The sequence below is a fragment of the Streptomyces sp. NPDC005423 genome, from assembly GCF_040606415.1.
Lineage (GTDB): Bacteria > Actinomycetota > Actinomycetes > Streptomycetales > Streptomycetaceae > Streptomyces.
In genome coordinates this window covers 1-23216 of sequence record NZ_JBEXET010000026.1, presented here as the reverse complement: position 1 = coordinate 23216, position 23216 = coordinate 1, and the positions used below count along the sequence as shown (strand labels likewise).

Here is a 23216-nt window from a genome sequence, read left to right as displayed (position 1 = left end):
TCAGAGCCCGGGGACGAGGGAGATGAGCAGGTCGATGAGTTTGATGCCGACGAAGGGGGCGACCAGTCCGCCGACCCCGTAGACCGCGAGGTTGCGGCGGAGCAGCTTGTCGGCGCTGACCGGCCGGTAGCGCACACCGCGCAGGGCGAGCGGGACCAGCGCGATGATGATCAGCGCGTTGAAGACGACCGCGGAGAGGATCGCGGAGTCGGGCGAGGACAGGTGCATGATGTTGAGCCGGTCCAGGCCCGGGTAGACCGCCGCGAACAGCGCCGGGATGATCGCGAAGTACTTCGCCACGTCGTTGGCGATGGAGAACGTCGTCAACGCGCCCCGCGTGATGAGCAGTTGCTTGCCGATCTCGACGATCTCGATGAGCTTGGTCGGATCGGAGTCGAGGTCGACCATGTTGCCGGCCTCCTTCGCGGCCGACGTACCGGTGTTCATCGCGACCCCGACGTCCGCCTGGGCGAGGGCAGGGGCGTCGTTGGTGCCGTCGCCGGTCATCGCGACCAGCTTGCCGCCCGCCTGCTCCCGTTTGATGAGGGCCATCTTGTCCTCGGGGGTGGCCTCCGCGAGGAAGTCGTCGACACCCGCCTCCTCGGCGATCGCCCTGGCCGTCAGCGGGTTGTCACCGGTGATCATGACGGTCCTGATGCCCATGCGGCGCAGCTCGGCGAACCGCTCGCGCATCCCGTCCTTGACCACGTCCTTGAGGTGGATGACGCCCAACACCCGTGCGCCTGACGGGTCCTGGACGGCCACGAGGAGCGGCGTACCGCCCGACTGCGCTATCCGCCCCGCGAGGGCGTCCGCGTCCGACGCGACCTCGCCGCCGCGCTCCCGGACCCAGGCGAGCACCGAACCGGCCGCGCCCTTGCGGATCTCGCGTCCGTCGACGTCCACGCCCGACATCCGCGTCTGCGCGGTGAAGGCGATCCACTCGGCGCCGGCGAGTTCGCCCTGCCCGCGTTCGCGCAGACCGTACCTCTCCTTCGCCAGTACGACGATGGAGCGGCCCTCGGGCGTCTCGTCGGCCAGCGAGGAGAGCTGTGCGGCGTCGGCGAGTTCGGCCTCGGTGGTGCCGGTCACGGGCACGAACTCGGCGGCCCGGCGGTTGCCGAGGGTGATGGTGCCGGTCTTGTCGAGCAGCAGGGTCGAGACGTCACCGGCGGCTTCGACCGCCTTCCCGGACATGGCCAGCACGTTGCGCTGGACCAGCCGGTCCATGCCCGCGATACCGATCGCGGAGAGCAGCGCGCCGATCGTGGTCGGGATGAGGCAGACCAGGAGGGCCACCAGGACGACCATGGTCAGGTGTGTGCCGGCGTGGTCGGCGAAGGGCGGCAGGGTGGCGCAGGCGAGCAGGAAGACGACGGTGAGGGAGGCCAGCAGGATGTTGAGGGCGATCTCGTTGGGCGTCTTCTGCCGGGCGGCGCCCTCGACCAGGGCGATCATCCGGTCGATGAAGGTCTCGCCGGGCTTCGTGGTGATCCTCACGACGATCCGGTCGGAGAGGACCTTGGTGCCGCCGGTGACCGCGGACCGGTCGCCGCCGGACTCGCGGATGACCGGGGCGGACTCGCCGGTGATGGCCGACTCGTCCACCGAGGCGACACCCTCGACGACGTCGCCGTCGCCGGGGATGACGTCACCGGCCTCGCAGACGACCAGGTCGCCGACGCGCAGTTCGGTGCCGGGCACCGGCTCCTCGATGCGCGCGGTGCCCTCGGCGGGTCGGGCGAGCCGTCGGGCGACGGTCTCCGTCTTGGCCCTGCGCAGGGTGTCCGCCTGCGCCTTGCCCCGGCCCTCGGCGACCGCCTCCGCCAGGTTGGCGAAGACGACGGTCAGCCAGAGCCAGCCGCTGATCGCCCAGCCGAACCAGTCGCCCGGGTCCTTGACGGAGAACACCGTCGTCAGGACCGAGCCGATCAACACCACGAACATCACAGGGGACTTGACCATCACCCGTGGGTCGAGCTTGCGGCACGCGTCCGGGAGCGACCTCAGCAGTTGCCCGGGGTCGAACACGCCCGCGCCGACGCGTGGTCGATCCGGTGGGCCGGTCGGCACGGAGCGCCGCGGCGCCCGGGCCGGGGTGGCTGTGGCCATGGAGTCCTCTTGGTTCTCGGTACGGGTCGTCATGACGCCAGCCCCTCGGCCAACGGGCCCAGCGCCAGGGCCGGGAAGTAGGTCAGACCGGTGATGATCAGGATCGCGCCCACCAGCAGCCCGGTGAAGAGCGGCTTCTCGGTGCGCAGGGTGCCCGCGGTGGCCGGCACCGGCCGCTGCTCGGCCAGCGAACCGGCCAGGGCGAGCACGAAGACCATGGGCACGAAACGGCCGAGCAGCATCGCGAGCCCGATGGTGGTGTTGAACCACTGTGTGTTCGCGTTCAGTCCGGCGAACGCCGAGCCGTTGTTGTTGGCGCCCGAGGTGTAGGCGTACAGGATCTCGGAGAAGCCGTGCGCCCCGCCGTTGAGCGTCGAGTGGCCCGGGGTGGGCAGCGCCATCGCCGCGGCGGTGAGGACGAGCACCAGCGCCGGGGTGACGAGGAGGTAGCAGGCCGCGAACTTGATCTCGCGGGTGCCGATCTTCTTGCCCAGGTACTCGGGGGTGCGGCCGACCATCAGACCGGCGATGAAGACCGCGATGACGGCCATGACCAGCATGCCGTAGAGGCCGGAGCCGGTGCCGCCGGGCGCTATCTCGCCCAACTGCATGCCGAGGATGGCGATTCCGCCGCCGAGACCGGTGAAGGAGGAGTGGAAGGAGTTGACCGCGCCCGTCGAGGTGAGGGTGGTGGACACCGCGAAGATCGAGGAGGCGCCGACGCCGAAGCGCGTCTCCTTCCCCTCCATCGCGCCGCCCGCCGCCTGCAACGCCGGTCCGTGGTGGGCGAATTCGGTCCACATCATCAGGGCGACGAAACCGAGCCAGATGGTGGCCATCGTGGCGAGGATGGCGTAACCCTGCCTGACGGAGCCGACCATGAGGCCGAAGGTGCGGGTCAGCGCGAACGGGATGACCAACAGCAGGAAGATCTCGAACAGGTCGGAGAACGGGGTCGGGTTCTCGAAGGGGTGGGCGCTGTTGGCGTTGAAGTAGCCGCCGCCGTTGGTGCCCAGTTCCTTGATGGCCTCCTGCGAGGCGACCGCTCCCCCGTTCCACTGCTGCGCACCGCCCTGGAACTGGCCGACCGCGTGGATGCCGGCGAAGTTCTGGATGACGCCGCACGCGACGAGCACGAGGGCGGCGACCACAGCCAGCGGCACCAGGATCCGGATCGTGCCGCGCACCATGTCGGCCCAGAAGTTGCCCAGTTCACCGGTGCGGATGGGGGTCCCCCCACTCGAGCGAAGCCGAGAGAGGGGGAGCGCGAAGCCCCGTACCAGTGCCACCGCGACCGCCATGCCGACGGCCGCGGAGACGAAGTTCTGTACGGCGAGTCCGGCGGTCTGGACGACATGGCCCATGGCCTGTTCGCCGTAGTAGGACTGCCAGTTGGTGTTGGTGACGAAGGACGCGGCGGTGTTGAAGGCCTGGGCGGGTTCGATCGACGCGAAGCCGAGCGAGCCGGGCAGCACACCCTGGAGCCGTTGGAGGAGGTAGAGGAAGAGGACGCCGACGGCCGAGAAGGCCAGCACCGCGCGCAGATAGGCGGGCCAGCGCATGGCGGTGCCGGGGTCGGCTCCGATGCCCCGGTAGATCCACTTCTCGACCCGCAGGTGCCGGTCGGAGGAGTAGACCCTGGCCATGTAGGTGCCGAGGGGGACGTACGCGAGCGCCAGCGCCGCGACGAGGGCGACCAGCTGGAGCACACCGGCTAGGACGGGACTCATGGCGCTGCTCAGAACCTCTCCGGGAAGATCAGGGCGAGGACGAGATAGCCCAGCAGGGCGACGGCCACGATCAGGCCGACGATGTTCTCGGCGCTCACAGCTTCGTCACCCCCCTGGCGACGAGTGCCACCAGCGCGAAGACCGCGATCGTGATGACGACGAAGGCCAGATCGGCCATCGTGGGCTCCTGGATTGAGGTGCGAATGGTGCGGACGCTTCGAGGAAACCTCGTCCGCGACCGGATGCGACCGCCGTTGACAGGTCCCTTACGGCGACGCACTCGCCCTTGACGCGCCTCTTACGGCGACGGTGGTCCTCGGCGCCCACCGGCCCGCGCCCGGCCGCTGGAAGGACGACGTGCGACTCGCCCCGGGGCGGTGCGCTCGCGCTCCTCGGGCTGCCCTCACCGGCCGACCGGGAGGCGGGCATCACGACAGCGGACCGCGCCCCGCTGCCGGGGTGCGGTCCGTCTGCGGTGCGGCCTGTCCGCGGTGCTCCTCGCGGTCCTGCGCTGCCGCACTCCACGGACCCCGCGGACCGCCGCGGGATCCGAACGGCAGGCCCGGATTCGCGTGGGCGATGCTCAGGGCTTCGGGGTTCTCCTGAGAAGTCGCCGCCGGGGCGGGCGGGCCAGCACCCTGCCGTGGCTCAGCCGTCCGGCGATCTCCACCCGCAGCACCACGGGGGTCTCGGGGCGGCCCGCCGGCCGGATTCTGACGTCGGCGAACTCCGTCACGAGGGAGTCGGCGTCGATCACGATGCCCGGGCGGGTCATCAGACGGAGGGCGCCGTGGCTCATGTCCAGGTCGATGCGCAGGGTCGACTCGGTGAGCACGGCGTGGGTGAAGTCGAGCGTCACCTCACCCAGCGACGAGTCGATCTCCAGCCGGCGCGGCACCACCCAGCCGTCGCCGCGCCGGACCGAGGCGCCGCGCTGTTCGATACGGGCGACGTCCTTGACCGCGGCCGGGAGCACGCCCGACAGCGCGGGCAAGTCGGCGGTCAGCGCGGCCAGTTCACCCCGGGTGCGGGCGGTCAGGGCGGCCTCCACCCGCTCGTCGAGCTCCTCGGCGCTGAGCAGGCCGTCGCCGGCCGCACGGCTCAGTACGTCCACGACCCGGTCCCGGTCCGCGTGCGAGGCCCGCAACGCGAGCGCGCCGCCCGGCTTCGTCAGGTCACCCGACATGGCTTCACCCCGATCCATGGAGTGACGATATATCGCGTCACAGCCGTGAGCCAACCCCCTGTCCCCGGTGACCTGTTCGCGGCCCCGGCCCGTCGCCCGGACCAGGACAGCGGAGGCCCTAGGCTGACCCGTATGCAGTCCTACACAATCGGTCAGGCGGCGCGGCTGCTCGGCGTGAGCCCGGACACCGCGCGCCGGTGGGCGGACGCGGGGCGGGTGACGACCCATCGCGACGAGGGCGGGCGCCGGCTCATCGACGGCGCCGATCTGGCCGCGTTCTCCGTGGAGTTGGGGCGGGCGGGCGCTGCCGAGGAGGACACCTCCACCACCTCGGTCCGCAACTCCTTCCCCGGTATCGTCACCGCGATCAAACTGGGCGACGTGGCGGCCCAGGTGGAGATCCAGGCGGGCCCGCACCGCCTGGTCTCGCTGCTGACCCGGGAGGCCGTCGAGGAACTCGGCCTGGAGGTCGGCATGGAGGCCACCGCGCGGGTGAAGTCGACCAACGTGCACATCGACCGCGTCTGAGCCGGGGCGGCCTGCCGGCAGCCGTCCGTTCAGCCGCCGACGGAGCAGGAGTACGCGCCCGCCCGGGCCGGCACGACAGCGGCGCTCGCGTCCTCGAAGTACCCAGCGGGCGGCGCCACTTCAACGTGGGCGCCCCGGCGGCGGGGTTCCGTACGCGCCGTCCACCCGGATCGCGCTGACGCCGCTGACGTACCGGGCCCCGCAGCGGTCCTGAGGCAGCACCGGTCGGGGTCTCCCCGTACAAACGCACATGCCCGGCGGGGAACCGTTCCGCGCTGCTCATGCGATGTGACAACACCCTTCTACCTCGCAGGTGCGGCAGTATCATCGCGGCATGGCCTGCTGGGTCGTGCGAGGGCGCGACGGCCCTTTTCGTGCTGAACCAGAGGAGTACTCCGTGATGACCCGTTCCGCCCGCCGGACCCGTCGGACCCTTCAGGTGGCCGGTGCGGGAACCGCCGCGCTGCTGGCCCTGAGTGCCTGCTCCTCCTCCGACGACTCGTCCTCGGCCTCGTCGAAGGCGAACGCCTCGTCCTCGTCCTCGGCCTCCGCGTCGACGAAGCCGTCCGGCACGGTGACCGTGTTCGCCGCGGCCTCGCTCCAGGAGAGCTTCACCGCCCTGGGCAAGGAGTTCGAGAAGGCGCACCCCGGCACGGAGGTCACCTTCAGCTTCGGCGGCAGCGACACGCTCGCCGCGAGCATCACCGGCGGCGCCCCGGCGGACGTCTTCGCCGCCGCGAGCCCCAAGACCATGGCGACGGTGACGGACAAGAAGGACGCGGTCGGCACCCCCGTCACCTTCGTCCGCAACCAGCTGGAGATCGCCACCCCGCCGGGCAACCCCGACAAGGTGACCTCGCTGAAGGACCTCACCAAGTCCGGACTCAAGGTCGTACTCTGCGACAAGACGGCGCCGTGCGGCGCCGCCGCTCAAAAGGCCCTGGACGCGGCCAAGTTGAAGCTCACCCCGGTCTCCTACGAACAGGACGTGAAGAGCGCCCTGACCAAGGTGGAGCTGAAGGAGGCCGACGCGGCGGTCGTCTACAAGACCGACGTGCACGCGGCGGGTGAGAAGGTGGCGGGCGTGGAGTTCCCCGAGTCCGCCGACGCCGTCAACGACTATCCGATCGCGCTGCTGAAGAACGCGCCGAACGCCGTCACCGCCAAGGCGTTCATCGCGCTGGTGCGGTCCGCGGAGGGCCAGAAGGTGCTGTCCGCGGCGGGATTCCTCAAGCCGTGACCCGGAGCGACAGATCCCGCACCGCGGCCGTCCCCCGCACGGGCGGGCCGCGGCGCGGCCAGGTCAGGACCGTCTCCCGCGGAGTGCCGCTGCCGCTGCTGCTGCCCGCTCTGCTGGGCCTGGCGTTCCTCCTGCTGCCGCTGCTCGCGCTGCTCGTACGGGCCCCGTGGCGCTCCCTGCCGGGACAGCTCACCAGCGCCGCGGTGTGGCAGGCGCTCCAGCTCTCCCTGGTCAGCGCGACCTCGGCCACCGCCGTGAGCCTGGTCCTGGGCGTACCGCTGGCCTGGCTGCTGGCCCGTACGGACTTCCCCGGACGCGGTGTCGTCCGTGCCCTGGTGACCCTGCCGCTGGTGCTGCCCCCGGTGGTGGGCGGAGTGGCCCTGCTGCTCGCGCTGGGCCGCAACGGTGTCGTCGGGCAGTGGCTGGACTCCTGGTTCGGCATCACCCTGCCGTTCACCACGGCCGGTGTCGTGGTCGCCGAGGCCTTCGTGGCGATGCCGTTCCTCGTGATCAGCGTCGAGGGCACCCTGCGCGCCGCCGACCCGCGCTACGAGGAGGCGGCGACGACGCTCGGCGCCTCCCGCTTCACCGCGTTCCGCCGGGTCACGCTGCCCCTGATCGCACCGGGCGTCGCGGCCGGCGCGGTGCTCGCCTGGGCGCGGGCGCTCGGCGAGTTCGGCGCCACGATCACCTTCGCCGGCAACTTCCCCGGCCGCACCCAGACGATGCCGCTCGCGGTCTACCTGGCCCTTCAGAACGACCCGGAGGCGGCGATCGCCCTCAGCCTCGTGCTGCTGGCCGTGTCGATCGCGGTCCTGGCGGGCCTGCGGGACCGCTGGCTGACCCCGTCATGAGCCTCGGGCCCTACGATCGTGCTCTCCCCAGTCTCCTGGACGTGCACCCCATGACCGACATCGACGGCGGCGGAGCCCGCCCGGTGACCACCGGCCCCGGCCGACCGGGCCTGGACACCCGGCTCGTCATCGACCGCGGGTCCTTCCGCCTCGACATCGCGCTGACCGCCGCGCCCGGTGACGTCGTCGCGCTGCTCGGCCCCAACGGCGCGGGCAAGACCACCGCGCTGCGCGCCCTCGCGGGCCTCACCGAACTGACGGAGGGTCACCTACGTCTGGACGGCGCTTCGTTGGAGCGTACGCCGCCGGAGTCGCGGCCGGTCGGTGTGGTCTTCCAGGACTATCTGCTCTTCCCGCACCTGTCCGCGCTCGACAACGTCGCCTTCGGGCCGCGCTGCCACGGCGCGAGCAAGGCGGAGGCGCGGGCCCTGGCCGCCGAGTGGCTGGACCGGATGGATCTCACCGCCCACGCCGGCACCCGGCCCCGCGGCCTCTCCGGCGGGCAGGCCCAGCGGGTCGCCGTCGCCCGCGCGCTGGCCACCCGCCCCCGGCTGCTCCTCCTGGACGAGCCGCTCGCGGCCCTGGACGCACGCACCCGCCTCGATGTGCGCGGCCAACTCCGGCGCCATCTGGCCGAGTTCGAGGCCGTCGCCGTCCTGGTCACCCATGATCCGCTGGACGCCATGGTGCTCGCCGACCGGCTGGTGGTGATCGAGGGGGGCCGGGTCGTGCAGGAGGGCTCCCCGGCGGACATCGCCCGTCACCCCCGTACCGACTACATCGCCCGGCTCGTGGGCCTCAACCTCTACCGGGGGCACTCCGACGGCCACGCGGTCGCCCTGGACGCCGGGCCGGCGATCACCACCACCGACGTCCTCTCCGGCCCGGTCTTCGTCGCGTTCCCGCCGAGCGCGGTCACCCTGTTCCGGGAGCGCCCCGCAGGCACCAGCGCCCGTAACCTCTGGCGGTGCGAGGTGGCCGGGCTGGAGACCTACGGCGACCAGATCCGCGCCGACCTGCGCGGCGAACTCCCGCTCGCCGCCGACCTGACCACCGTCGCCGCGGCCGAACTCGACCTGCACCCCGGCGCACCGGTCTGGGCGACCGTCAAGGCAACGCAGACCCACGCGTACCCCGCATAGCCCTCCCGGCCCCCTACGGTGGCGCCCATGACCCTGAGCATCCGCAACCAGCTCCCCGGCACCGTCACCACCGTCACTCCGGGCGAGGTGATGGCCACCGTGGCAGTCCGCCTCACCGGTGGCCGGACCCTCACCGCCGCGATCACCCTGGAGGCGGTGACCGAACTCGGACTCGCCCCGGGCTCCGCCGTCCGCGCCCTGGTCAAGTCGACCGAGGTCGCGCTCGCCACCCGGCCGGTCGAGGGCCTGTCGATCCGCAACCAGCTGCCCGGCACGGTCACCGACGTCACCACCGGGGGCGCGATGGCCTCGGTCAAGCTCTCCGTGGACGGCGGTGTGCTGACCGCGGCCGTCACCCGGGAAGCCGTCGACGATCTCGCCCTGAGGGCCGGCTCCCCCGCCGTCGCCCTGATCAAGGCGACCGAGGTCTCCCTGGCGACGGCCTGACAGCCGTAGGGGCTCCCCGCCAGGCGCGGCGGGGAGCCCCTACGGTACGGACGGTCCTCAGTCCTCGTAGGCGTCCAGCGGCGGGCAGGAGCAGACCAGGTTCCGGTCGCCGAAGGCCTGGTCGATCCGGCGCACCGGCGGCCAGTACTTGTCGGCGGCCGAGACCCCGGCCGGGAAGACGGCCTCCTCGCGGTCGTAGGCGTGCGCCCACTCGCCGCCGAGCGCGCCCGCGGTGTGCGGGGCGTTGCGCAGCGGGTTGTCCTCGGCGGGCCACTCGCCGGCTCCGACCTTCTCGATCTCGCCGCGGATCGCGATCATCGCCTCGCAGAACCGGTCCAGCTCGATCAGGTCCTCGGACTCGGTCGGCTCGATCATCAGCGTCCCGGCCACCGGGAACGACATCGTCGGCGCGTGGAAGCCGTAGTCGATGAGCCGCTTGGCCACGTCGTCCACGCTGACGCCGGTCGCCTTGGTCAGCGGGCGCAGATCGATGATGCACTCGTGCGCGACGAGGCCGCCGGGGCCGGTGTAGAGCACCGGGTAGTGCGGCTCCAGCCGCTTGGCGATGTAGTTGGCGGAGAGCACGGCCACCTGCGTGGCCCGCTTGAGCCCCTCGCCGCCCATCAGGCGGACGTACGCCCACGAGATCGGCAGGATGCCCGCCGAGCCCCACGGCGCGGCCGAGACCGGCCCGACCCCGGTCTCCGGACCGGCGGCCGGCTGGAGCGGGTGGTTGGGCAGATACGGCGCCAGGTGCGCGCGCACCCCGACGGGACCGACGCCCGGACCGCCCCCGCCGTGCGGGATGCAGAACGTCTTGTGCAAGTTCAGGTGCGAGACGTCACCGCCGAAGTGGCCCGGCTTGGCGAGCCCCACCAGGGCGTTGAGGTTGGCGCCGTCGACGTAGACCTGCCCGCCGGCGTCGTGCACCTGCGCGCAGATGTCGGCGACGTGCTCCTCGAACACCCCGTGCGTGGACGGGTAGGTGATCATCAGGACGGAGAGTTCGTCGCGGTACTGCTCGATCTTGGCCCGCAGGTCCTCTATGTCGATCTCGCCGTCCCCGGCGGTCTTCACGACGACGACCTTCATGCCGGCCATCACGGCGCTCGCCGCGTTGGTGCCGTGCGCGGAGGACGGGATGAGACAGACCGTGCGCCGCTCGTCCCCGTTGGCGCGGTGGTACCCGCGTACGGCGAGCAGCCCGGCCAGCTCGCCCTGCGAACCGGCGTTGGGCTGCAACGACACCTTGTCGTAGCCCGTGACCTCGGCGAGCCCCTCCTCCAGTTCACGGATGAGCGTGAGGTACCCCCGCGCCTGCTCAGCGGGGGCGAAGGGGTGCAGGCCGCCGAACTCGGGCCAGGTGACCGGCTCCATCTCCGTCGTCGCGTTGAGCTTCATGGTGCAGGAGCCGAGCGGGATCATGCCCCGGTCGAGCGCGTAGTCGCGGTCGGCGAGCCGGCGCAGGTACCGCAGCATCGCGGTCTCGGAGCGGTACTGACGGAAGACCGGGTGCGTCAGGTACTCGTCGGTCCGCAGCAGCGCCTCCGGCAGCGTGTCCCTGGCCCTCGCGTCGAGCGCCTCGATGTCGCCCTCGACCCCGAACGCGGCCCAGACGGCGGCCAGTTGGGCCCGCGTGGTGGTCTCGTCGCACGCGAGGGAGAGGTGGTCGGCGTCGACGAGGTGCACATTGACCCCGCGTTCCCGCGCGGCGGCGGCGACCGGGGCGGCCCGGCCCGGCACCCGTACGGTCAGCGTGTCGAAGTAGGCACCGTGCACGACCTCGACGCCCCCGGCCGTCAGTCCGGCGGCGAGGACCGTGGCGTAGCGGTGGGTGCGGCGCGCGATGCCCCGCAGGCCCTCGGGCCCGTGGTAGACGGCGTACATACCGGCCATGACGGCGAGCAGCACCTGCGCGGTACAGATGTTGCTGGTGGCCTTCTCCCGGCGGATGTGCTGCTCCCGCGTCTGGAGGGCGAGCCGGTAGGCCCTGTTCCCGTCCGCGTCGACGGAGACGCCCACGAGCCGCCCGGGCAGGCTGCGCGCGAACTTCTCGCGTACGGCCATGTAGCCGGCGTGCGGGCCGCCGAAGCCCATCGGCACACCGAAGCGCTGGGTGGTGCCGACCGCGATGTCCGCGCCCAGCTCGCCCGGCGACTTCAGCAGGGTCAGCGCCAGCAGGTCGGCGCAGACCGTGACGAGCGCGCCGAGAGCGTGCGCCTGCTCGACGAGCGGCGCGAAGTCCCGTACGGCACCGGAGGCGCCCGGGTACTGCACCAGCACGCCGTTGATCTCCCGCTCGGCGATCTCGGCCGGGATGCCCTCGCTGAGGTCGGCGACGACGATCTCGACACCGGCCGGCTCGGCGCGGGTCCGGATCACCGCGATGGTCTGCGGCAGCGCGTCCGCGTCGACCAGGAAGAGACCCTTCTTGTTCCTGCCCATACGCCGGGAGAGCGCCACGGCCTCGGCGGCGGCCGTGCCCTCGTCGAGCAGGGAGGCGCCGGAGGTCGGCAGACCGGTCAGATCGGCGACCATCGTCTGGAAGTTCAGCAGCGCTTCGAGCCGGCCCTGGGAGATCTCCGGCTGGTACGGCGTGTAGGCGGTGTACCAGGCCGGGTTCTCCATCACGTTGCGCAGGATGACGGGCGGGGTGAAGGTCCCGTAGTAACCGAGCCCGATCATCGAGTCGAGCACCTGGTTGCGGTCGGCCAGCGAGCGCAGTTCGGCCAGTACCTCGGCCTCGGTGCGGGCGCCCGGCAGCTCCAGGGCGTCGGCGTTCCTGATCACGGCCGGGACGGCGGCGGCCGTGAGTTCGTCGAGCGAGCCGTATCCGACCTGCGCGAGCATCTTGGCCCGCGCCTCCTGGTCGGGCCCGATGTGACGCTGCTCGAAGGGGATGCCCTGTTCGAGCTCGGAGAGCGGAGTGCGAGGGACGGTCATTACGGAGGCCTCCTGGTCAGACACGACCTTCGAGGGGCACCACGGCACGGGTACCCGGACGGCCTCCCCCTCTGTCATCTCGACCTGAGAGCTTCACCAGGCGGCCCGTGAGCCACCGGTTTTCACCGTCGGTGAGAGCGGAGGCCGTCGGCACCCGCCCTGCTTTCCAGAGTGACCTCGCCCGTGCGGTACGTGAGCCTGAGAGATTCCGGGGAGGATTTGCTCCTTCGGCGCCTCCAGTGGTTCCCGGAGGACTCTCCCGCGCGGGGTCAGCAGCCGTTCGCCAGCCTACCAGCGAGCCACCGCACAGACCTTCGAGTGGCCACCTGCCCGAATGTACTCTTTTGTAGTGCTTACGGATGAGTTGCGACCAAGAGGAGGGCCCGTGCAGACCGACATCGATCCGCGCAACCTGATCGGCCGCAAGGCGTTCGACCGCACCGGCGCCAAGATCGGCACCGTTGACGAGGTCTATCTCGACGACGCGACCGGCGTACCGGAGTGGGCGGCCATACGGACCGGCCTGTTCTCGCGGGACGCCTTCGTGCCGCTGGAGCCCAGCGAACTGATCGACGGCGCCCTGCACATCCCCTTCGAGCGCTCCCTCATCAAGGACGCCCCCGACTTCGGCGTCGGCCGCCACCTCTCCCCGGAACAGGAACTCCAGCTCTACCACCACTACGGGCTCGACGTGTCGGCCCCGCCCCCGCTGCCGGACCGCGACTTCGGCAGGCTGGCGGGCTCGGACGAGTCCTGAAACGGTGGGAGCGGCGGGAGCGGTGAACCAGGGGGCGGGCCGCCGGGTCTTCGCGGTGCCTTCGGCGCCGGCGGCTCCGCCAGGGGCACCAGCGGCAACGGCTCGACCGGCTCCAGGAGAGGGTCGTCGGTCCGGAACGTCCGTACCCGCCCGGGCGCCGAGTCGGGCGTCTCGAAGCGGACGGTGACCCGCCCCACCCCGCTGCCCTGCACCCAGCCGTGCCCGTGCTCAGCGTGCCGCACATCGTGCCCGGCGGGCCAGCGCCGCTCGACGGGCGCGGCCCCCTCCGCGGCGGACTCCTCCGCCCGCCGCTCCGCGGGCAGATCGACCGGCACCCCCGCCGCCTGCGCGAACAGGTCCTCCTGCGTGTAGTCGGCGAGCCCGGAGACCCCGACCCCGAGCAGTCGCACCCCGCCCGTCGTGTCCACGGAGTCCAGCAGCCGGGCCGCCGCCTCGCGCACCACGCCCGGATCGTCCGTGGGCCCGCGCAGCGTCTCGGACCGGGTCAGCGTGGAGAAGTCGTACCTGCGCACCTTGAGCACGATGGTCCGCCCCGACAGCCCCGCCGCGCGCAGCCGCCGTACGCAGCGGTCGGCCAGCCGCTGCACTTCCAGGCCGACCCGGACCCGGTCGTGGATGTCCACGTCGTAGGTGTCCTCCACGGACACCGACTTCGTCTCCCGCTCGGACACCACGGGCCGCTCGTCGTGCGCCAGCGCCATCGCGTACAGCGCGTGCCCGTGCGCCTTGCCCACCAGCCGCACCAACTCGTCCTCGCCGGCCTCGGCGATCTCGTCGACCGTGAGGATCCCGGCGCGCCGCAGGTGGTCACCGGTCGCCGGGCCGACCCCGGGCAGCGTGCGCACCGACATCGGGCCGAGCAGGGCGCGCTCGGTCCCGGGCTCGATCATCACCAGGCCGTCGGGCTTGGCCTGCTCCGAGGCGATCTTGGCGAGCATCTTGGAGGCGGCCAGCCCCACCGAGCCCGTGAGCCCCGTGACCGCCCGTATGTCCTCGCGCAGCCGTGCGCCGGTCAGCTGCGCCGACCCGGCGTCCCAGGCCACTCCCCCGGCCTCCAGATCGACGAACGCCTCGTCCAGGCTCAAGGGTTCCACCAGCGGCGACATCGCCCGCAGCAACGCCATGACTTGCTCGCTGATGGCCCGGTAGAACTCGAAGCGCGGCACCAGGTACGCGGCGTTCGGAGCGAGCCGGCGCGCCTGGGCCATGGGCATCGCCGAGTGCACTCCGAAGACACGCGCCTCGTAGGAGCAGGTCGCGACCACCCCGCGCGGCCCGAGCCCGCCCACGACGACGGCCTTCCCGCGCAGGCTCGGCTTGGACGCCTGCTCCGCCGAGGCGAAGAAGGCATCCATGTCGAGATGCAGGATCGTGGGCGCGGTTCTCACCACACCGATGCTGCCCTACGCCACTGACAATGCCCTCTCGAGCAGCCCCGGGAGGCTCAGACCGCGCGGTTGCGCCGCCGCGCCAGTTCGTCGGCGGGGTTGGGCCCGACGAGTGTCTCGCCGGTGTCGACGCGCTCCCCGTGCAGCTGCGAGAGCGCGCTCTCCACGTCTCGCCACACCACGCCCACGGCGATCCCGAAGATACCCTGGCCGCCCTGGAGCAGCGCGTGGACCTCGTCGGGCGAGGTGCACTCGTAGACCGTGGCACCGTCGCTCATCAGCGTCATGCGCTCCAGATCACGGAAACCGCACTCCCGCAGATGCAGGACGGCGGTGCGGATGTTCTGCAACGACACCCCGGTGTCCAGGAACCGCTTGACGATCTTCAGGACGACGACGTCCCGGAAGCTGTAGAGCCGCTGCGTCCCCGACCCGTGGGCGGGCCGCACGCTGGGCTCGACGAGCCCGGTGCGGGCCCAGTAGTCGAGTTGCCGATAGGTGATGCCGGCGGCCGCACAGGCCGTGGGCCCCCGGTAGCCGATCTGCTCGGACGCCATGGACGTCGCCCCTCCGCTGCTCGGCACGGCAGTGGGTCGATGCGGAACGTGATCAGCCGCACTGCCGTGAAGCGGGTACGGGCCACTGTCCCCGAAACTGCGCTCCGGGGCACCCCCAGCCGTACCGTCGCCGCTGCTTCTCACGCCGACCTCCGTCCTTGACCTGCCTTCTCGACGGTAGGCAGTCACCAGGGGTGCGTCAACGATCGCCACACTCGGCACGCCGAGTGATAATCACCCAAGGAGTGGTTTCCCGTGTCCCACCGCGGGGAAAGGCTAGCCGAATGCGCTCCGGACGGGCCGCAGGACGCTCTCACTCGCCGCGGGCAAATGCTGGCATTCCCGTCGCCCCCGGACACAGCAGAGCCGTCGAGGACCGGGCGTCCACACGGAACGCCTCGGTCATCGACGGCCGGTTCACTGACTGTTGGTCCCGAAGTCCTCGGGCGAGATCTGGTCGAGGAACTCGCGGAACTTCTCCACCTCGTCCTCCTGCTCGTCCGGAATCGCGATCCCCGCGTCGTCGAGCACACCGTCACTGCCGTAGATCGGCGTTCCGGTGCGCAGGGCCAGCGCTATGGCGTCGGACGGGCGGGCGCTCACCTCGACGCCGCTGGCGAAGACCAGCTCCGCGTAGAAGACGCCCTCACGCAGATCCGTGATGCGCACTTCGGTCAGTTCCTGGCCGACGGCTTCCAGCACGTCCTTGAACAGGTCATGGGTCAGCGGTCGTGCGGGGGCCATGCCCTGCTGGGCGAAGGCGATGGCCGTCGCCTCCCCGGGCCCGATCCAGATGGGGAGGTAGCGGTCGCCTCCCACTTCACGCAGGAGCACGATCGGTTGGTTGGAGGGCATTTCGACCCGGACACCTACGACATCGAGCTCGTTCACACAGCAACCCTAGGCCGTGCCCGGGACGTTTGGGTAGTCGGGCCCGCAACGGGCGGCCGATCGGAGGCCGCCGAGCCGCCCGGCTCAGGGCAGCCGCACACCGAGCGCGGTCTGCACCAGGGCCGCGTGCAGCCTCACCGTGAGCCCGGCCAGCTCCTTCGTACGAGCCTCGGCGTGCGTCCTGGTCTGCGGATTGCGGTGACGCTTCAGCGGAGCCACCACCTGGTCGACGAGCCCCGCCTCACGGTCGGCCGCCGCCTTCATGGCCCGCAGATGCCGCGGCTCGATCCCGAACCGCCCCAGCTCGATGACGAGGGCCGCCACGGTGACCGCCTCCGCGTCGTAGCCGCCCTCCGGGAGGGGGGCGATGAGCCCGTACGACTCCCACTCGTCCAGCTCCCGCTCGCCGATCCCGGCCGCGTCGAGCAGCTGGACCCGTCCGATACGGGCCACCGTGGGCGCCTCGGCGGGCTCCAGGGCACTCTCCCCGTCCCGCTGGCGCCCCACGCCGGGCAGCGCCACGGCCTCTCCGCGCTCCACGGCGTCCAGATGCTCGCGGATCACCTTGAGCGGCAGATAGTGGTCCCGCTGCATCCTCAGTACATGGCCGAGCCGCTCGACGTCCCGGGCGCTGAACTTGCGGTACCCGGAAGGGGTCCGCCGCGGCTCGATGAGTCCCTCGGACTCAAGGAAACGGATCTTGGAGATGGTGACCTCGGGGAACTCGGCACGCAGCGCGCTCAGCACCGCCCCGATACTCATCAGTCCACCGTCCGCGGCGGCGGCGCCGTGTCCGGCACCGCCGCTCGGTGTTTGAAGCATCGACCTTCTCCGGGGAGGGTCAGTAACCTCGCTGGCTCGCGTAGAAGACCAGCCGGTACTTGCCGATCTGGACCTCGTCACCGTTCGACAGAGGGACCTGGTCGATCCGCTCGCGGTTGACGTACGTGCCGTTGAGGCTGCCGACGTCGGCGACCGTGAACGAGGCGTCCGCGGCGCGCCGGAACTCCACGTGCCGGCGCGAGACTGTCACGTCGTCCAGGAAGATGTCGCTCTGCGGATGACGGCCGGCCGTGGTCAGGTCGCTGTCCAGGAGGAAGCGGCTGCCCGAGTTCGGCCCACGGCGCACTACCAGCAGGGCCGAGCCCACTGGCAGAGCGTCCACGGCCGCCTGCGCCTCCGGGGAGAGCGTGGGCATCTGCGTCTGACCGGTCACCTCGGCGTCGTACGCCTCAAGGCCGGAGATGGAGATCGTGGAGGTCGTCTCGGACGGCCGCTCGGGAGTCACGCCGGGACGCAGCGGCGCTCCGCAGTTGGAACAGAAGCGGCTGTTCTCCGCGTTGCGGTTACCGCACCTCGTACACACCAGGTTCGACACAGGAGAGAACCCTCCACCCGTACTCGAGGTCGACGGTTGGCCGAAACCTATGCCGCCGGCCTGTGCGGGGTCAACCGACGACCCGCCCTGACCTCCGGGAACGTCCCCGCCGGGGACCTGATCGCGGAACAGCGGCCGCTGACCCTCTGCGTCGGGCTGTGCGCGATGGCGGGCGGTCTGGTTCTCGCCGCCCTCTCGCGCGCTCTTGCCGAACAACTTCGCAAACAACTTCACGGGCGATTCCCCTTGACCGAAACAGACCCGCCCGTGGGGCAGGACGAACCCTGACTGCACACACCGGTCGACCCGGACATCCTCACAACGTCCGTATCCACCAGACAGTTTCCACCACGCACCACCCAATCGGTGCGCCGACCCCCCGCAAGCTCATGCCCTCGCACGACGGCCCGCATGCACCCGCGGTTCACCGGGAGGACGACCGAGCGTAGTCAGGCTGCTTCGCGGCCCGCAAGGCGTCCACGACGATCTTGTCCGACCGCTCGACGGTCACGGTGGCCTGCTCCTTCTCGAGAGTCTGCACCACGCCTCCAGGGATGTTGAGCGCCGGTTCGAGATCCTGCGGCTTGCCGATGACCTTGAAACGATAGGGAGCGTTGATCTTGTTCCCGTCGACGCTCACGCTCTTGCCGGAGTCCGCCAGATAGGTGCCGGCGACCACTCGCACACTGTTCACCTGGATCGCCTCCGCCCCGGCCGCACGCAGCTCCTGGATCGCGTCGAGCAGCATGTCCGCCTCGACCGTCCCCTTCGTGTCGTCGATGGTCATCGTGATACCGGGTCCCTGCGCGGCCACGGTGCCCGCCAGAATGCCGAGTTGCTTCCCCTTCTCGACCGTCTGCTTGCGGGCCTCCTCGGCCTGGTCGGAGCTGTTCGCCAACTCGTCGCGCTGCTTCTGCAGACCCTGCTTCTCGTCCTCAAGACGCTGAGTACGCGCGTCCAGTTCATCGAGGATGCGTACGAGGTCCTCCTGGCGTGCGCCGCGCAGCGCGCTGTCGCTGTCGCTGTTCGAGGCGACCTGGACGGCGAGTCCGAATCCCAGCCCGAACAGCAGCACGGCGACGATGAGTTGGGCGCGGCTCAGCCGGGGCGGCCACACACCCTGCACCAGCCGTTGCCGGCCCGTCACCTTCGATTCGGGCTGCTCGGGCTGCTCGGCCTCCCCCGCGCTCCCGACATGCCGGGGAGCCGCCGCGGGCACCTCTTCGGGCAACTCCTTGCGCAGCCGGTGCTCGTGGGGCCCGTTCTGATCACTCATCGCCCTCACGCCCGGAACACGTGCCGACGGATCGCCGCGGCGTTGGAGAAGATCCGGATACCGAGGACGACCACGACACCCGTCGACAACTGCGCGCCCACGCCCAACTTGTCGCCCAGGAACACGATCAGGGCCGCCACGACCACGTTCGACAGGAAGGAGACCACGAAGACCTTGTCGTCGAAGATGCCGTCCAGCATGGCCCGGAACCCGCCGAACACGGCGTCCAGGGCCGCCACGACGGCGATCGGCAGATAAGGCTCGACGACCGCAGGAACCTCCGGCCGGACCAACAGTCCGGCCACCACTCCCACGATGAGGCCCAGTACGGCGATCACGATGTGCCCTTCTCAGATCTCGGCTGTGCTGTACGTACGATCACACTCGGTGCGGCCGGCAGCCGCAGGTCGCCCACCACGGAGATGGTGGCCCGGATCCCGTAGTCCTCCTCCAGGGCGTGCAGATACAGGCCGTCGGCGCCGTTCTGGAACGTGGTGCTCAGCCGCTTGCCGTCCCCCACCGCGAGGACCGTGTAGGGGGGCACCAGCGGCTTGTTGTCGACCAGTATCGCGTTACCGGCGGCCCGGATCGCCGAAAGTGCCGTCAGCCGCTGTCCGTTGATGGAGACGGCCTCGGCGCCCGCCGCCCAGAGACCGTTGACGACCCGCTGCATGTCATGATCACGCACCCGCCCGATGTCGGAGAAGTCGGACGTCTCACGCGGGTTGTCGCCACCTCCGGAGGTGGCCTCCTTCGCGTCGTTCACGACCAGTCGTACGCCGGGGCCGTGCACCGCGACGGCGCCCGACAGCAGGTCCACCAGTTCCGTGCCCTCACCGCCGCCGCTCGTCCGGAGAGCCGCCCGCTGACGCGCGTTCACGTCGTCGCGCAACTTGTCGACCGTGCTCTCCAACGTGTCCGCCGACGCAGTCTCCTTGTCGATACGGTCGATCAGCTCCTGGCGCTCCTTGGCCACCACCGGGGCGGCCACCCGCGCCTGCGCCGCGCCGACGGTCACGACAAGGGCCGCGAGCACCAGTCCCGCGGCCAGGCCGAGCTTCGCCCGCAGGGTCTTCGGCAGACCGCCCGAACCCTCCGCCGTCTTGCGGGCCGCCGCCTCCGCGTATCCGTCGTCGAGGCTGTGGTCCATGACGTTGGTCAGCAGCGACATGGACGCGTCCGGACGCGAGGGGCGCGTAGGTGTGCTCCGAACGGGGGGCTGCTGCGGCATGCCGCACATCGTCGCACGTCGCGACCGCTACCTCCGAATGGCCCCGCGCGCGTGCCGGACAGGCCCCCTCAGGGACACCTGCCCGGCACGCGCGCGTACCGCCTCGTCTACCGGCCCGCGCTGTCCACCACCGCGGCCCACTCGTCCAACAGGGCCTGCGCGGAGGCATCGTCAGGGCCTTCGGCCCACAGATGCGTGACCGCCTCGGCGGGGTCGGGCAGCACCATCACCCAACGTCCGTCGGTCTCCACGACCCGTACACCGTCCGTCGTGTCCACGAACCGGTCTCCGGCCTCCTCCACGACCCGTCGCATGACAAGTCCCTTGACGGCCCAGGGAGTCGCCAGGTCCCGCTTGAGGACGTGCGCCCGCGGAATCCGCGCGTCGATCTGGCTGAGCGTGAGCTGCGTCCGCGCCACCAGCCCGATCAGCCGCACGAAGGCCGCCGTACCGTCGAAGACGCTGCTGAACTCCGGAATGATGAAGCCGGCCTTGCCGTCCCCGCCGAAGATGGTCGATTCGTCGCGGCCGACCCTGGTCAGATCGTCGGGCGACGTCGTGGTCCACTCGACCTGTGTGCCGTGGTACGCCGCAACCTGCTCGGCGATCCTCGTCGTGGTCACCGGCAACGCCACCCGCCCGCTGCGCCGCTCCGCGGCCACCAGGTCGAGCATCACCAGCAGGGCCCGGTCGTCCTCGACGATCCGGCCCTTCTCGTCCACGAGCGACAGCCGCTCACCGACCGGGTCGAACCGCACGCCGAACGCCGCGCGCGCGGACGCCACGATCTCGCCGAGCCGCACCAGCCCCGACCGCCGCGAGTCGCTCGTCTCCGTGGGCCTGGACTCGTCCAGACCGGGATTGATGGTGAGCGAGTCCACGCCGAGCTTGCCGAGCAGGCTGGGCAGCACCAGCCCGGCACTGCCGTTCGACGCGTCCACCACGACCTTGAGACCGGACTCGGCGATGCCGGTCGTATCCACGTTCCGCAGCAACGACCCGGTGTACGAGTCGAAGACACTGGCCGGGAAGTGCAGGTCCCCGATCTCACCGGGGAACGCGCGGCGGTACTCCTGCCGCGCGAACACCCGGTCCAGCTTCCGCTGGCTCGCCTGCGAGAGGTCCGCGCCGTCCCCGTCGAAGAACATGATGTCGACGGAGTCCGGCACTCCGGGCGAGGTCCGGATCATGATGCCGCCGGCACTGCCCCGCGCGGTCTGCTGCCGTGCCACAGGCAGCGGTACGTTCTCCAGGTCCCGTACGTCGATGGCGCTCGCCTGGAGCGCGGAGATGACCGCCCGCTTGAGCGCCCGGGCACCACGGGAGTGGTCGCGGGCCGTCGTGACGGTCGACCCCTTCTTCAGGGTCGTCGCGTAGGCACCCGCGAGGCGTACCGCGAGTTCCGGCGTGATCTCCACGTTCAGGATTCCGGAGACACCACGGGCACCGAAGAGGTGCGCCTGGCCCCTGGACTCCCATATGACGGAGGTGTTGACGAAGGCGCCGGCCTCGATCGTCTTGAACGGGTAGACCCGCACATTGCCCTGCACGATCGATTCTTCACCGATGAGGCACTCGTCACCGATGACCGCGCCGTCCTCGATGCGGGCCGCCCGCATGATGTCGGTGTTCTTCCCGACCACGCAGCCGCGCAAGTTGCTGTGCTGTCCGACGTACACGTTGTCGTGCACCACGGCTCTGTGCAGGAAGGCCCCGGTCTTCACGACGACGTTGGAGCCCACGACGGTGTGCTCACGGATCTCGGCGCCGGCCTCCACCTTGGCGTAGTCGCCGATGTAGAGCGGGCCCCGCAGCACCGCGTCGGGGTGCACCTCGGCACCCTCGGCCACCCAGACACCAGGCGAGATCTCGAAACCGTCGATCTCGACGTCGACCTTGCCCTCCAGGACATCGGCCTGAGCCTTCACATAGCTCTCGTGGGTGCCGACGTCCTCCCAGTAGCCCTCGGCGATATAGCCGTAGACCGGCTTGCCTTCCTTCATCAACTGCGGGAAGACATCGCCGGACCAGTCGACGGGCACGTCGGACTCGACGTAGTCGAAGACTTCCGGCTCCATCACGTAGATGCCGGTGTTCACAGTGTCCGAGAAGACCTGACCCCAGGTCGGCTTCTCCAGGAACCGCTCGACCTTGCCCTCTTCGTCGACGATGGTGATCCCGAATTCCAGCGGATTGGGCACACGCGTCAGGCAGACGGTGACGAGCGCGCCCTTCTCCTTGTGGAAATTGATCAGTTCGGTGAGGTCGAAGTCGGTCAGGGCATCACCGGAGATGACGAGGAAGGCATCGTCCTTCAACGCCTCTTCAGCGTTCTTGACGCTTCCGGCGGTGCCGAGTGGCTTCTCCTCATTGGCATACGAGAGCTCCATGCCGAGCTCCTCGCCGTCACCGAAGTAGTTCTTGACCAGCGAGGCCAGGAACTGCACTGTGACAACGGTCTCATTGAGCCCATGCCTTTTGAGCAGCCTCAGCACGTGCTCCATGATCGGGCGATTCACCACGGGCAGGAGCGGCTTGGGCATACTCGAGGTCATAGGGCGAAGGCGCGTGCCTTCGCCTCCGGCCATCACTACGGCCTTCATGTCGGAAGCGTCCTCCTCTAAGAGATGACGGTCCAGCCGACTTCACCACTACAGATTGTCCCGCACTTTGCCGTTGCGGGCCATCGAGCCACTGTTGGCGCCCAGTCGGCCGGACTCAGTCGGCCGCGGCGTCCGCACGGATCAGCCGGCGGACTTGAACCACGTACAGGACTCCTGCCCACCAGTAGAGCGTTGTACCCCATCCGGCGAACGCCCATCCGAAAACAGCAGCGAGTGACGGCAGCCATCCGCTTCCGTCACTGAGCAGCAACAGCGGGAACGCGTACATCAAGTTGAAGGTGGCGGCCTTCCCCAGGAAGTTCACCTGGGGCGGCGGATAGCCATGGCGTCTGAGGATGCCCACCATGACCAGCAGGACGAGCTCCCGCGCCAGCAGTAGAGCGGTCAACCAGATGGGGAGGATCTCGCGCCAGGTCAGCCCGACCAGGGTCGAGAGAATGTAGAGCCGGTCGGCTGCGGGATCGAGAAGCCGGCCGAGACTGCTGATCTGGTTCCAGCGCCGCGCGAGCTTGCCGTCCAGGTAGTCGGTGATCCCGCTCAAGGCCAGTACGAGCAGGGCCCAGCCGTCGCTCTTGGGGCCGCCGAACTCGGGCCGGAGGATCAGCCAGAGGAAAACGGGTACCCCGACGAGCCGCGCCATGCTGAGGATGTTCGGGATGGTGAGTACCCGGTCTGTCTGGACACGGGTCTCCTGGACCTCCACCCGGGGGCCTCCTGTGGGAAATAAGCCGACGATGCCCCCTGACCCTACCGCAACGCAAAAAAGCTCTGGCTCTTGGGCTGTATGCCCAAGAGCCAGAGCTCTATCTAAAAGGAGTTCGGCGGTGTCCTACTCTCCCACAGGGTCCCCCCTGCAGTACCATCGGCGCTGTAAGGCTTAGCTTCCGGGTTCGAAATGTAACCGGGCGTTT

At 70.3% G+C, this 23216-nt stretch carries 21 protein-coding genes, 1 rRNA gene and 1 riboswitch; of the genes, 6 read left to right on the top strand and 16 right to left on the bottom strand.

The window, feature by feature from the left end:
• The 4 genes from kdpB to ABZT12_RS24940 all read right to left on the bottom strand — a co-directional run bounded on the left by kdpB (position 1) and on the right by ABZT12_RS24940 (position 5046).
• The gene (kdpB, locus tag ABZT12_RS24955) at positions 1 to 2145 is read right to left on the bottom strand and encodes a potassium-transporting ATPase subunit KdpB (protein WP_356388470.1); all 2145 of its coding nucleotides are present in this window, start codon (positions 2143 to 2145) and stop codon (positions 1 to 3) included.
• Positions 2142 to 3842, bottom strand: coding sequence for a potassium-transporting ATPase subunit KdpA (kdpA, locus tag ABZT12_RS24950; protein ID WP_356388468.1), 1701 nt, complete (start codon positions 3840 to 3842; stop codon positions 2142 to 2144). Before kdpA ends, kdpB begins: the two co-directional genes overlap by 4 nt.
• 8 nt (positions 3843 to 3850) lie before the next feature.
• Entirely contained in the window at positions 3851 to 3940 is a 90-nt protein-coding gene (gene kdpF, locus ABZT12_RS24945; RefSeq protein WP_356388466.1) for a K(+)-transporting ATPase subunit F, read from the bottom strand.
• Positions 3941 to 4425: 485 nt separating this feature from the next.
• Entirely contained in the window at positions 4426 to 5046 is a 621-nt protein-coding gene (locus ABZT12_RS24940; RefSeq protein ID WP_356388464.1) for a DUF1707 domain-containing protein, read from the bottom strand.
• A 114-nt stretch (positions 5047 to 5160) separates the two neighbouring features.
• Between ABZT12_RS24940 and ABZT12_RS24935 the strand changes: the two genes are divergently transcribed.
• The 5 genes from ABZT12_RS24935 to ABZT12_RS24915 all read left to right on the top strand — a co-directional run bounded on the left by ABZT12_RS24935 (position 5161) and on the right by ABZT12_RS24915 (position 9239).
• Entirely contained in the window at positions 5161 to 5556 is a 396-nt protein-coding gene (locus tag ABZT12_RS24935; RefSeq protein WP_356388462.1) for a helix-turn-helix transcriptional regulator, read from the top strand.
• Between the two features lie 400 nt (positions 5557 to 5956).
• On the top strand, positions 5957 to 6796 hold the full coding sequence (gene modA, locus ABZT12_RS24930; RefSeq protein ID WP_356388460.1) for a molybdate ABC transporter substrate-binding protein: 840 nt from the start codon (positions 5957 to 5959) through the stop codon (positions 6794 to 6796).
• Positions 6793 to 7650: a molybdate ABC transporter permease subunit gene (gene modB, locus ABZT12_RS24925; RefSeq protein WP_356388458.1), complete on the top strand. Its 858-nt coding sequence runs from the start codon at positions 6793 to 6795 to the stop codon at positions 7648 to 7650. Before modA ends, modB begins: the two co-directional genes overlap by 4 nt.
• 50 nt (positions 7651 to 7700) lie before the next feature.
• The gene (locus ABZT12_RS24920) at positions 7701 to 8792 is read left to right on the top strand and encodes an ABC transporter ATP-binding protein (protein ID WP_356388456.1); all 1092 of its coding nucleotides are present in this window, start codon (positions 7701 to 7703) and stop codon (positions 8790 to 8792) included.
• A 27-nt stretch (positions 8793 to 8819) separates the two neighbouring features.
• Positions 8820 to 9239 (top strand): TOBE domain-containing protein, encoded by a 420-nt coding sequence (locus tag ABZT12_RS24915; RefSeq protein WP_356388454.1) that lies wholly within the window; start codon positions 8820 to 8822, stop codon positions 9237 to 9239.
• A gap of 57 nt (positions 9240 to 9296) precedes the next feature.
• Here ABZT12_RS24915 and gcvP read toward each other — a convergent pair whose 3' ends face one another.
• Positions 9297 to 12182, bottom strand: coding sequence for an aminomethyl-transferring glycine dehydrogenase (gene gcvP / locus ABZT12_RS24910; protein ID WP_356388452.1), 2886 nt, complete (start codon positions 12180 to 12182; stop codon positions 9297 to 9299).
• 176 nt (positions 12183 to 12358) lie between these two features.
• Positions 12359 to 12454, bottom strand: a riboswitch (glycine riboswitch).
• A gap of 113 nt (positions 12455 to 12567) precedes the next feature.
• Between gcvP and ABZT12_RS24905 the strand changes: the two genes are divergently transcribed.
• A complete protein-coding gene (locus tag ABZT12_RS24905) occupies positions 12568 to 12939 on the top strand; it encodes a PRC-barrel domain-containing protein (protein WP_356388450.1) in 372 nt (123 codons plus the stop codon).
• Here the strand turns inward: ABZT12_RS24905 and ABZT12_RS24900 are convergent.
• From ABZT12_RS24900 to rrf, 11 genes are all read right to left on the bottom strand, one after another.
• The gene (locus ABZT12_RS24900) at positions 12861 to 14348 is read right to left on the bottom strand and encodes a DNA polymerase IV (protein ID WP_356388448.1); all 1488 of its coding nucleotides are present in this window, start codon (positions 14346 to 14348) and stop codon (positions 12861 to 12863) included. The two genes, ABZT12_RS24905 and ABZT12_RS24900, sit on opposite strands and share 79 nt — an antisense overlap.
• A gap of 56 nt (positions 14349 to 14404) precedes the next feature.
• Positions 14405 to 15049 carry a MerR family transcriptional regulator gene (locus ABZT12_RS24895; RefSeq protein WP_356388446.1) on the bottom strand — a complete coding sequence of 215 codons (645 nt, stop codon included), beginning with the start codon at positions 15047 to 15049 and terminating at the stop codon, positions 14405 to 14407.
• A gap of 273 nt (positions 15050 to 15322) precedes the next feature.
• Positions 15323 to 15796, bottom strand: coding sequence for a bifunctional nuclease family protein (locus ABZT12_RS24890; RefSeq protein ID WP_006123076.1), 474 nt, complete (start codon positions 15794 to 15796; stop codon positions 15323 to 15325).
• Between the two features lie 84 nt (positions 15797 to 15880).
• Positions 15881 to 16618: a MerR family transcriptional regulator gene (locus tag ABZT12_RS24885; protein ID WP_356388444.1), complete on the bottom strand. Its 738-nt coding sequence runs from the start codon at positions 16616 to 16618 to the stop codon at positions 15881 to 15883.
• A 19-nt stretch (positions 16619 to 16637) separates the two neighbouring features.
• Positions 16638 to 17537, bottom strand: coding sequence for an FHA domain-containing protein (locus tag ABZT12_RS24880; protein WP_356388442.1), 900 nt, complete (start codon positions 17535 to 17537; stop codon positions 16638 to 16640).
• A 61-nt stretch (positions 17538 to 17598) separates the two neighbouring features.
• A complete protein-coding gene (locus tag ABZT12_RS24875; RefSeq protein WP_356388440.1) occupies positions 17599 to 18450 on the bottom strand; it encodes a DUF881 domain-containing protein in 852 nt (283 codons plus the stop codon).
• A gap of 5 nt (positions 18451 to 18455) precedes the next feature.
• On the bottom strand, positions 18456 to 18788 hold the full coding sequence (locus ABZT12_RS24870) for a small basic family protein (protein ID WP_356388438.1): 333 nt from the start codon (positions 18786 to 18788) through the stop codon (positions 18456 to 18458).
• Positions 18785 to 19621: a DUF881 domain-containing protein gene (locus ABZT12_RS24865; RefSeq protein WP_356388646.1), complete on the bottom strand. Its 837-nt coding sequence runs from the start codon at positions 19619 to 19621 to the stop codon at positions 18785 to 18787. Before ABZT12_RS24865 ends, ABZT12_RS24870 begins: the two co-directional genes overlap by 4 nt.
• Positions 19622 to 19788: 167 nt before the next feature.
• The gene (locus tag ABZT12_RS24860; RefSeq protein ID WP_356388436.1) at positions 19789 to 22284 is read right to left on the bottom strand and encodes a mannose-1-phosphate guanyltransferase; all 2496 of its coding nucleotides are present in this window, start codon (positions 22282 to 22284) and stop codon (positions 19789 to 19791) included.
• A gap of 115 nt (positions 22285 to 22399) precedes the next feature.
• Positions 22400 to 23008, bottom strand: a complete 609-nt coding sequence (locus ABZT12_RS24855) for a CDP-alcohol phosphatidyltransferase family protein (RefSeq protein WP_356388434.1) — start codon at positions 23006 to 23008, stop codon at positions 22400 to 22402.
• A 113-nt stretch (positions 23009 to 23121) separates the two neighbouring features.
• Positions 23122 to 23216, bottom strand: a 5S ribosomal RNA gene (rrf, locus tag ABZT12_RS24850); the annotation flags it as partial.

Bases quoted from the DNA above. Each gene is read 5' to 3' on its own strand.
- kdpB (WP_356388470.1), bottom strand. From the start codon at position 2,145: ATGACGACCCGTACCGAGAACCAAGAGGACTCCATGGCCACAGCCACC.
- kdpA (WP_356388468.1), bottom strand. From the start codon at position 3,842: ATGAGTCCCGTCCTAGCCGGTGTGCTCCAGCTGGTCGCCCTCGTCGCG.
- ABZT12_RS24940 (WP_356388464.1), bottom strand. From the start codon at position 5,046: ATGGATCGGGGTGAAGCCATGTCGGGTGACCTGACGAAGCCGGGCGGC.
- ABZT12_RS24935 (WP_356388462.1), top strand. From the start codon at position 5,161: ATGCAGTCCTACACAATCGGTCAGGCGGCGCGGCTGCTCGGCGTGAGC.
- modA (WP_356388460.1), top strand. From the start codon at position 5,957: ATGACCCGTTCCGCCCGCCGGACCCGTCGGACCCTTCAGGTGGCCGGT.
- ABZT12_RS24920 (WP_356388456.1), top strand. From the start codon at position 7,701: ATGACCGACATCGACGGCGGCGGAGCCCGCCCGGTGACCACCGGCCCC.
- ABZT12_RS24915 (WP_356388454.1), top strand. From the start codon at position 8,820: ATGACCCTGAGCATCCGCAACCAGCTCCCCGGCACCGTCACCACCGTC.
- gcvP (WP_356388452.1), bottom strand. From the start codon at position 12,182: ATGACCGTCCCTCGCACTCCGCTCTCCGAGCTCGAACAGGGCATCCCC.
- ABZT12_RS24885 (WP_356388444.1), bottom strand. From the start codon at position 16,618: ATGCTTCAAACACCGAGCGGCGGTGCCGGACACGGCGCCGCCGCCGCG.
- ABZT12_RS24875 (WP_356388440.1), bottom strand. From the start codon at position 18,450: ATGAGTGATCAGAACGGGCCCCACGAGCACCGGCTGCGCAAGGAGTTG.
- ABZT12_RS24865 (WP_356388646.1), bottom strand. From the start codon at position 19,621: ATGTCGCTGCTGACCAACGTCATGGACCACAGCCTCGACGACGGATAC.
- ABZT12_RS24860 (WP_356388436.1), bottom strand. From the start codon at position 22,284: ATGAAGGCCGTAGTGATGGCCGGAGGCGAAGGCACGCGCCTTCGCCCT.